At 37.7% G+C, this 9,359-nt stretch carries 5 protein-coding genes; all 5 read left to right on the top strand.

Annotated features, from left to right (window positions below; genetic code table 11):
• The coding region (locus tag A9G32_RS13090; protein WP_218055888.1) for a hypothetical protein at positions 1-1,106 on the top strand (1,106 nt) is incomplete at its 5' end.
• 218 nt (positions 1,107-1,324) lie between these two features.
• A complete protein-coding gene (locus A9G32_RS10090; protein ID WP_141672647.1) occupies positions 1,325-2,716 on the top strand; it encodes a hypothetical protein in 1,392 nt (463 codons plus the stop codon).
• A gap of 286 nt (positions 2,717-3,002) precedes the next feature.
• The gene (locus A9G32_RS10085) at positions 3,003-4,385 is read left to right on the top strand and encodes a hypothetical protein (RefSeq protein WP_141672648.1); all 1,383 of its coding nucleotides are present in this window, start codon (positions 3,003-3,005) and stop codon (positions 4,383-4,385) included.
• 1,142 nt (positions 4,386-5,527) lie between these two features.
• A complete protein-coding gene (locus A9G32_RS10080) occupies positions 5,528-6,448 on the top strand; it encodes a hypothetical protein (protein WP_065589203.1) in 921 nt (306 codons plus the stop codon).
• A gap of 431 nt (positions 6,449-6,879) precedes the next feature.
• Positions 6,880-9,339, top strand: coding sequence for a ribonuclease R (gene rnr / locus A9G32_RS10075; RefSeq protein WP_065589204.1), 2,460 nt, complete (start codon positions 6,880-6,882; stop codon positions 9,337-9,339).
• Positions 9,340-9,359: the final 20 nt, after the last annotated feature.

The following is a 9,359-nucleotide window of genomic DNA, read 5'->3' as shown; positions in this document are numbered from 1 at the left end:
TTAACTTGATGGTACCGGCATCATTTAATTCAGTGAATTTTAGTGAGTTAGTGGCACTAGGAAATTGGGGCGATGATGATGGAGATGGACAGAGGTCGAATGAAGTAACGGCTACAGGAAATATTTTGCTGAAAATTACGGATAAGTATGGTCAAAAGGTAAGCCGTAATGATGTATTGACGAAATGTAATGCGCCTTATAAAGTGGAATTAAGTACTACAGGAGGTAGTATAAGTACTCGTTATGGCTTACCTAGTAGTAGTACATTTGAAGCAGGTAGTGAAATATATTACCTTAATCCTAACTCATCAAGTAACAATGTTTGCGTAAAAGTAGAATTCGCAAAGCCTAATTTGAGCTATGACTCTGGTGAAAGTTCTGATTCCATGTGGAAAGCTAAAAAAGGTTTTCTTACTCAATCAATTATACCCGAATCTTACGGTTTAAATTTTCCGACCACAGCGGCCAATAACTTATATTTTGATTTGGAGATAAGTGGAAGTGACCAATCGCTTACTTGGCCCTCAGTTACTCATGAGGGTATAACTGCTACGATGAGTAATGTAACTAGTACTAGTGTACGGGTTACTCTAACTGGCCCAGAAGCAAAAAACCAATTGGAAAATTCTAATCCTAGTCAAATAGCTAAACCTAATTTACCTCAGATATTTGTGTTAGAGGGTAGAGATCGTAATGATAACGTAGTAGTTAAATATGGCTTTAAGTTACAGGCATGGTTTGTGAATCGCGGAGAATATTCACCTGATAGTCCTTCGAGCCAAGCCGTATGGTGTAGCGGTTTAGGATATCGTATGCCGCAAGTGAAAGACCTTTCTAATACAGACTGTGCTTATTTAGGTAGTAGTTGCCAGGGAGCACTTCCATCATCAAGTGGAAACTACTACTCGCGACAAATAGGTGCAGGTCTTTTCTCTGAGTGGGGCAGCATGCAATATTATAACAATGCTGAATTCAGTTTCATCGAATACTGGACGAGTAGTGATGGTGAAAACGAAAACTCTAAGTTTGCCGTTAGCCCGTTCGATGGTTATGTGGAGGAGTACGATCCTGAACCTGATTTCTATGGAGTATGTGTTACTCCATAGCTTTTAGTTTCTAGCTATTGTAGGAGGTTTATAGGGACAACTAAGCGAAGATATCAAAAGTATGACCACAAGATAAGACTGATAATATTAAACAGTTAATTTTTTTGAATAAATAGAAAAAGCATATAGAGATAAAAAATAGGTTGAAAATAATGCAGTATTGTTATAGTTGCCACTGTTGGTGGATTTATATTTTAAATTTTTTTAAGAATCACTTTGTGCAAGATGTTTCTTTAATTTTATTTGTACCATCAAAAGTTTTGTTGATGTCGTTATTACTATTATCATATTCATTAGAATCGCAGGCATTAACAGCTACGACGATCAACGCTATTCGAGGCTCTGCACCGTATTTAACCTTTGATGATGGTGTCACTAAAGTGACTAAAACAGAGGACTTATTAGGTATTAAGTTATCGGACGGTCGAATATTCACACCTCAAAGCAACTCTTCATCATTGACAAGTCCGATTGAGTTGCCAGTGGTAGGTCAAAGTTTTATTGATATTAACTTGATGGTACCGGCATCATTTAATTCAGTGAATTTTAGTGAGTTAGTGGCACTAGGAAATTGGGGCGATGATGATGGAGATGGACAGAGGTCGAATGAAGTAACGGCTACAGGAAATATTTCGCTGAAAATCACGGATAAATATGGTCAAGAGGTAAGCCGTAGTGATACTTTAAATATTTGCAAAGCTCCATATAAATTATCTATTGCTACTACAGACGGTAGTTTAACAACTCGTTACGGTGTGCCCAATACTAGCACTTTTACAGGTGGTGAAGTAGAGTATTATATCACGCCGAAATCAACGGTAGTCATTTGTTTTGCAAGACCGAATATGGCAGAAAGATCAGGTAAAGGAATCTTCGCAGGACCTGTTGAAATATGGGATTCGGATAAGGGCTTCTTGACGCAATCATTCTTATCGTCACAGTATAAGCGAAATTTTCCGACTACAGGTGCTGATGGATTGTATTTTGATTTGGAGATAAGTGGAAGTGACCAAGCACTTACTTGGCCTTCAGTTACTCATGAGGGTATAACTGCTACGATGAGTAATGTAACTAGTACTAGTGTACGGGTTACTCTAACTGGCCCACATGCAAAAGGTAGATATCCTTCTAGTCAAATAACTAAACCTAATTTACCTCATACATTTGTGTTAGAGGGTAGAGATAGTAGTGATAACGTAGTAGTTAAATATGGATTTGAGTTGCAGAAATGGTTCGCGTCTTCGCTAATGCTGGATGTATATTCTAAACAGGAATCTTTGTGTCATCGTATTGGTTATCGTATGCCACATGTAAGAGACCTAACAAATTCAGTCTGCTCAGGTATAGGCTCAGGTACTTATTGTCAAGGAGCTGTCGGTGCTATACCATCATCAAGTAATAATCGTTACCAACGTCAAATAGGAGCAGGATTACTCACGGAGTGGGGTAACTTACACAATTATCGTGGTGCTTTCGAACAAGGAGAATATTGGACAAGTGACGAATTCCATGTTGAAAATCAAGTTTTCGTTGTGTACACATGGCATGGTTCTGTACAAAGCAGTGGCACCACCACCAGTCTAAATTTAATTGCTTGTGTTTATCCTTAGTTAGTATTTAATTCTTAATCTTTGGATGAGTGCGGGTTTGTGGGGGTAATTAAAGGCAAATAACTAAAGATAGTCGCTTTTTTAAGAAGGTCTGATACATACAAAATGTTAAGTTATGCACTTTTGCTGGTAAATGCAAGAGCACATAAAAATAAAAAATAGGTTGAAAGTAATGCAGTATTGTTATAGTTGCCACTGTTGGTGGATTTATATTTCAAGGTTTTTTAAGAATCACTTTGTGCAAGCTGTTTCTTTAATTTTATTTGTACCTTCAAAAGTTTTGTTGATGTCGTTATTACTATTATCATATTCATTAGAATCGCAGGCATTAACAGCTACAACGGCCAACGTTATTGAAGGCAGCGCACCATATTTAACGTTTGATGGTGTAACTAAAACTACTACAATAGATAGCTTGTTAAGCATTACTTTGTCGGACGGTACTAAAATTACACCGCAAAATAATGACTCAGCGACAATACCAATCGTATTACCACGCACAAAAGATACTCTTGCTAATATTGATATGGTAGTTCCTACATCAAGTAATTCAGTGAGTATAAATGACATAGTAACAACTGGTCATTATTGGGGTGATGATGATGGAGATGGTCAGCTAACGGCAACGGGGGATATAAGAGTTACTTTTACAGATAAGAATGGCCAAGTGGTTCAACGTGGTGATGCTTTAGATATTTGTAATGCACCTTATAGAGTGGAATTAAGTAGTGCTGGTGGTCGTTTAACTACTCATTATGGTGTGCCAGCTAGTACTACTTTTACTGGTGGTAGGGTAACGTATTATATTAATCCTAATGTACCACCCGTTATCTGCTTTGTAAGGCCGAATCTACTTGAGGGTGCAACTGTCTCTGAACTCAACTTTGCAGGCCCCGATGCCATATGGAATCCAACTAAGGGATTTTTAGTTCAATCAATCGATCCTTTATTTTACGATCGGAATTTTCCGACTACGGGTTCTGATGGTTTGTATTTTGATTTAGACATAGGTGGAGGAGGAGCGCAATTAACATGGACATCTGTTACGCATGAGGGGATAACAGCTACAGTGAGAAGGATAAGTGCAAAAGATACTTGGTTTCCTAGCAACAATCGCACACAAACTGTAACACGAGTTACCTTAACGGGTCCTAAGGCAAGTGCTGCACAAAAAGGGAAAGCGAAACCAGGTCAAATTAACAAGCCAAATTTACCCGAAGTATTTAAATTAGAAGGTAAAGATAGTAATGGTAATGTAATAGTCAGATATGGATTTGAGTTGAAGAAGTGGTTTGTAAACCGAGGTAATAAAAAAGATACGGCTTCTAACCAAGCATCTTGGTGTGATAGTTTAGGCTATCGTTTAGTACAGGTAAAGGATTTGACTAATGCAGTCTGTTCAGGTGTAAATTCAAGCAGCTATTGTCGAGGTGCGGTCGGCGCCACTCCATCATCAGTAGCTAATCACTATCAGCGTCGAATAGGTGCTGGATTATTCACGGACTGGGGTTTTGTGAAAAACTATATTGGTGTGGGTTTTTCCGATGGCTACTATTGGACAAGTGACGACACGACGAAAAACAATCAGTTTGTTGTGTCCTCGCACAATGGCGGAGTTTACAAGTTCGAGCTGAATAAAAATAATTATGGTGTTTGCATTGCTCCTTAACATTTAACACTTATTTGATTGCAGAATCTTATGGTATTAATAGTGTGACAATCAGTTAAAGAAAAGGCTCAGAGTAAGGCGCTATTTTTAGCCAGTAAAACGGGTAAGTTTGTAGTTTGCGTGTTATAGGATAAGCTCGTAGGGATATAAAAAATATAGTTCGGTTGAGCTAACATATTTGCTCCAAAAATAGCAAATGAGGTGTTGATGGTAATGGATATATAAAATGGCTTAACTGAAGTTATAAAGTTTAATTGCTAGCATTATAAATAAAATTAACCAAGCAGTTGGTTGCAGCAATGTTTTAAGTATTCGTATGGTGTTCCTAACAGCAAAAACTTCATTGCTGAACGGTTATTTATTACATCAATCCAAATTAATTTTTACTGTCAGCTAAGCAAAGCAGAATTGATATGCTACTGAACTTACTGACAAGTGAAATGATAGAAGGGTTTTATTGTTCGATCTACTTTATTTTTCATCTTACAGTCGCAACTTCCCGACTAGCGGTGTTAAAAGTTATATTTAGATTTGATAATATTAGCAAACAACTAACTGACTTGGCCCTTATCTTGACCGTAAGGACTAAAAAACAGGGATATTGCTATTTATTGCCGTGTCAGGATATGCTGATAACGAAGTAAAGCTAGCCCAGCAATTTGGGCTGTTTGGCGTGTTTGCGTTTTAAACGTTACCACCAATATCAGTTATTTCGACAAAACTCAAAAGCTATAAAGCTAACAGCATATTTTAATTATAAAATTAACCTATCTATAAAGTCGAATTGTTTTATCTTTACATTTCTTTACAAAAAAGTCCGCCAAAAAACTAGCCAACCATTTTTTTAATGGCTATACTTTTATCGTTGTAGGAAAACAAGCTTATTAAATAAGCGAATAATTATAAAAATTCAAATAAAACAAAATATTACTTGACACGAGGAACGTAATGCATTATCATTTTAGACACCAGACACCAGACACCAGCACTGGCAAACCTATGTCTTAAATTTATCAAATAATCTTATTCGACGAGTTTTTACACTAAGCTCATTTATACTTTCCAAATTATCTCTCAAATTATTATCGAAATTATTGCTCAAATCACCTAAAACAGCTTTGCTAGTATTAGCACTGTTATTATTGTCATCGTCATGGAATGTTCAGGCGAATGGTAAAAAAGCTCAAGCGAGTAATCGCAGTGATGCAATAATGCTACAACCGTCGGCAGTTATCAATTATGTAAGGCCGTATCTATCTAATATTTATGATGACCGATATGCAGGCCCAGCTGACATATGGAATCCTAATAAGGGCTTTTTAGTTCAATCTACCAATCCTGAATCATACAGCCTAAATTTTCCGACTACAGGTGCGCATAATTTATATTTTGATTTACTCATAACAGGAATAGAACCAGAAGAATTGACATGGGAACCAGTCACGCATGAGGGAATTACTGCAACAGTGACAAATGTTGTACCTAATGATTACTGGATTCCTTATGAAGATGGGGGACAAGTTGTCGCCCGTGTTAAGTTAATAGGTCCTGAGGCAAGGAATCAATGGTACAATCCTCATCCTAACCCAATTGCTAAGCCAAAGTTACCGCAGACGTTTGAGTTAGTGGGTAGAGATATTAATACCAATGATGAGGTAGTAAAATATGGATTTGTGTTGAGGCAGTGGTTCGTCAGTCGGGGACATACATGGAGAGATTATAGTGACTATTCAGCATGGTGTGATAGTTTGGGTTACCGCATGCCGAGGGTAAGGGATTTAACCAATGCGAAGTGTGGTGTAAGAGGGGATATGGTTTTTTTCCCATGTATAAATGGCATAAATAGCGCCATGCCGTCGTCTGATTGGAATGGTTACAGGCGTCACATAGGCGCTGGATTTTTTACGGAGTGGGGTTCGGTGGGCATCTACGCTGATTCAGGTTTCTCCGAGAACAGCATGACGAGTGACGGCTCAGCTAGTAGCAAGTTCCATGTCAACACGTACGAGGGCGATGTTCTACTCAGCGATGGACCCGCCTATGGTGTTTGCACCACACCTTAGTTTTTAGCGTTTGGTACTTAATCTTTAGATCTTGAGACGAAAGGGGGCTTATGGTGTAAATAACTGAGAGTTATGGCTTATTCTAACGTAGTGAGGTTTAGGACGTTTTATTTGGCAAAGACAAAACGCCCTAAACCAAACACCTCTATAACTATTTTCATAATATTGATTTAAAAATATCATTAATACAAAATATAAATCAACACAATATGATTTATGTAGTATTGTAAAATAATTATCTACTGAATTATGATTCTTTAGCAGTGCCATTAAGGCTCAATACGTTATTTTGATGCGGATTTAGATATTTTTTTATGTTTTTATAATTTATTTTATAGATTTTGATTCTTGGTTATAAATTGAATCTTCATTTTAAGTTATACGACTCTGTGTTATGCTAGCGCTAATATTAGTCACAGGGTATTCCTTTTATGATAAAAGATCCATTTTTTGACCGCGAAGCCGAGAAGTATGATTCCCCAATTGCCAGTCGAGAGCTTATTTTAGATTACCTTAAACAAGAAGCAAAGCCTGCTAGTTTAGAAAAAATTGCTCAAGCTGTTGATATTAAAAATGAAGAGCAAAAAGTGGCATTGCATCGTCGTTTGCGCGCAATGGAGCGTGATGGACAAGTAGTTTTTACACGCCGTAAATGTTATGCCTTGCCTGAAAAATTTGATATGGTTAAAGGCAGTGTGATTGCGCATCGTGATGGATTTGGTTTTTTACGCGTTGAAGGAAGTCCTGAAGACTATTTTTTATCACCGGAGCAAATGAAAAAAGTTTTACAAGGCGATGTAATCTTAGCTCAGCCAATGGGAACTAAATATCGCGGAAAAATGGAAGCTCGTGTTGTGCGAATTTTAGAGCCACGCAATAATCAAATTGTTGGGCGGTATTTTATTGAGCAAGGTGTTGGTTTTGTTGTCCCTGATGATAGCCGTTTAAACTTTGATATTTTAATTGCGGGTAAACCTAGCCGCACGGTTCGTATGGGAACGGTGGTGGTGGTTGAGTTACAACAACGCCCTGAACGCCGTCAAAAAGCTGTTGGCATTATAAAAGAAGTGCTCGGTGAAATAATGGGGACTAATTTGGCGATTGATATTGCTCTGCGGAATCACGAAATCCCTTATGAATTGCCAAAGGCTGTTGAAAAAGAGGTAAGCAAATTCACCGAACAAGTGCCAGAAAGTTCCAAAAAAGGGCGAAGAGATTTGCGACAATTACCTTTGGTAACAATTGATGGTGAAGATGCCCGTGATTTTGATGATGCGGTTTATTGCCAAAAAAATCGTGGTGGTGGCTATCGGTTATGGGTGGCTATTGCAGATGTTAGTTATTATGTTAGACCAGGTAAGGCGTTAGATAAAGAAGCTTGTTTACGAGGTACATCGGTTTACTTTCCTTCACGAGTTGTACCAATGCTTCCAGAAGCATTATCTAATGGGCTTTGTTCGTTAAATCCGCAAGTTGATCGCTTATGTTTAGTTTGCGAAATGACCGTTTCCAATAGAGGGCGTTTAACGGGGTTTGAGTTTTATGAAGCGGTAATGAACTCGCATGCTCGGTTAACGTATACTAAAGTGGCTAAGATTTTAGATGGTGATGAAGAACTTCGTGAACACTATCATGAATTAGTCCCTCATCTTGAAAATCTTTATGGACTTTATAACGTGCTTGATAAAGCACGGGTTATTCGTGGTGCGATAGGATTTGAATCAGAAGAGCCGAAATTTGTTTTTAATGCCGATAAACGTATTGAAAGTATTGAACTGGCACAGCGAAATGTGGCACATAAAATTATTGAAGAGTGTATGATTTTAGCCAATGTTTCAGCAGCAAAATTAGTGATTGGTGCCCAAGTGCCATCATTATTCCGTGTACATGACAGACCTGATGAAGATCGAATGAGTAATTTGCGCAGTGTATTAAGTGAACTTGGTTTATCACTTGGTGGTGGTGCAAGTCCTAAACCTAAAGATATTGCCGAATTAATGAAAGTGGTTGAAACACGCCCTGATCATGATATGTTGCAAACCGTGATTTTACGCTCTATGAAACAAGCTATTTATGATCCAGAAAATCGAGGACATTTTGGTTTGGCACTTGAGGAGTATGCACATTTTACTTCGCCAATTCGCCGTTATCCTGATTTGCTTTTGCATCGTGCTATCAAATGGATTTTAGCTGATGAAAAACATAAAACCAGTAAAACAGGGGGGTATCGTTATGATACAAATGAAATGCTTTACTTTGGTGAACACTGTTCAATGACCGAACGACGAGCTGATGAGGCCGTACGTGATGTGGTGGATTGGCTTAAGTGTGATTACATGCAAGATCATGTAGGTGAAGTATTTAACGGCTCTATTTCAAGCGTGGTTAATTTTGGTTTCTTTGTGCGGTTGGACGATCTATTTATCGATGGTTTAGTGCATGTGTCATCGCTTGAAAATGATTACTATTTCTTTGATGCCTCGCACAATCGCCTAGTTGGTGAAAATACACGTTTTACTTATCGTTTAGGCGATAAAGTGCAAGTGAAAGTCGATAATGTTAATCCAGAAGAACGTAAAATTGATTTTTCATTGGTTGGCAGTAATAATAAGCCAAAACGTCAGGGTAAAACGGCAAAAGATAAGTCCAAACAAGTCAAAAACGATCAAATTGTCGATTTACCAATAAAACGAAAGGGCAAAAAATCAACCAGTAAAAAAAGTAGCGCGAAGCCAAATACTAAGCAAAATACTAAACCAAGTACTAAATCAAGTACCCCAAAAAAGGCAAAATCGAACGCTAAATCAAGCATGAAAGCAAGTGCTAAAGTTGAAGTGAAAGCCAAAAGTAAAAAACGTAGTAAATCAAAATCAACCAATAAAACTAAATAGTTAATAAAATAAAAGAGTAA

Source organism: Gilliamella sp. Gris3-2 (assembly GCF_001690345.1).
Taxonomy (GTDB): Bacteria; Pseudomonadota; Gammaproteobacteria; order Enterobacterales; family Orbaceae; genus Gilliamella; species Gilliamella bombi.
The sequence above is the reverse complement of the archived record's forward strand: the minus strand, read 5'-3'. Positions and strand labels throughout refer to the sequence as shown.

Bases quoted from the DNA above. Each gene is read 5' to 3' on its own strand.
- A9G32_RS10085 (WP_141672648.1), top strand. From the start codon at position 3,003: ATGTCGTTATTACTATTATCATATTCATTAGAATCGCAGGCATTAACA.
- rnr (WP_065589204.1), top strand. From the start codon at position 6,880: ATGATAAAAGATCCATTTTTTGACCGCGAAGCCGAGAAGTATGATTCC.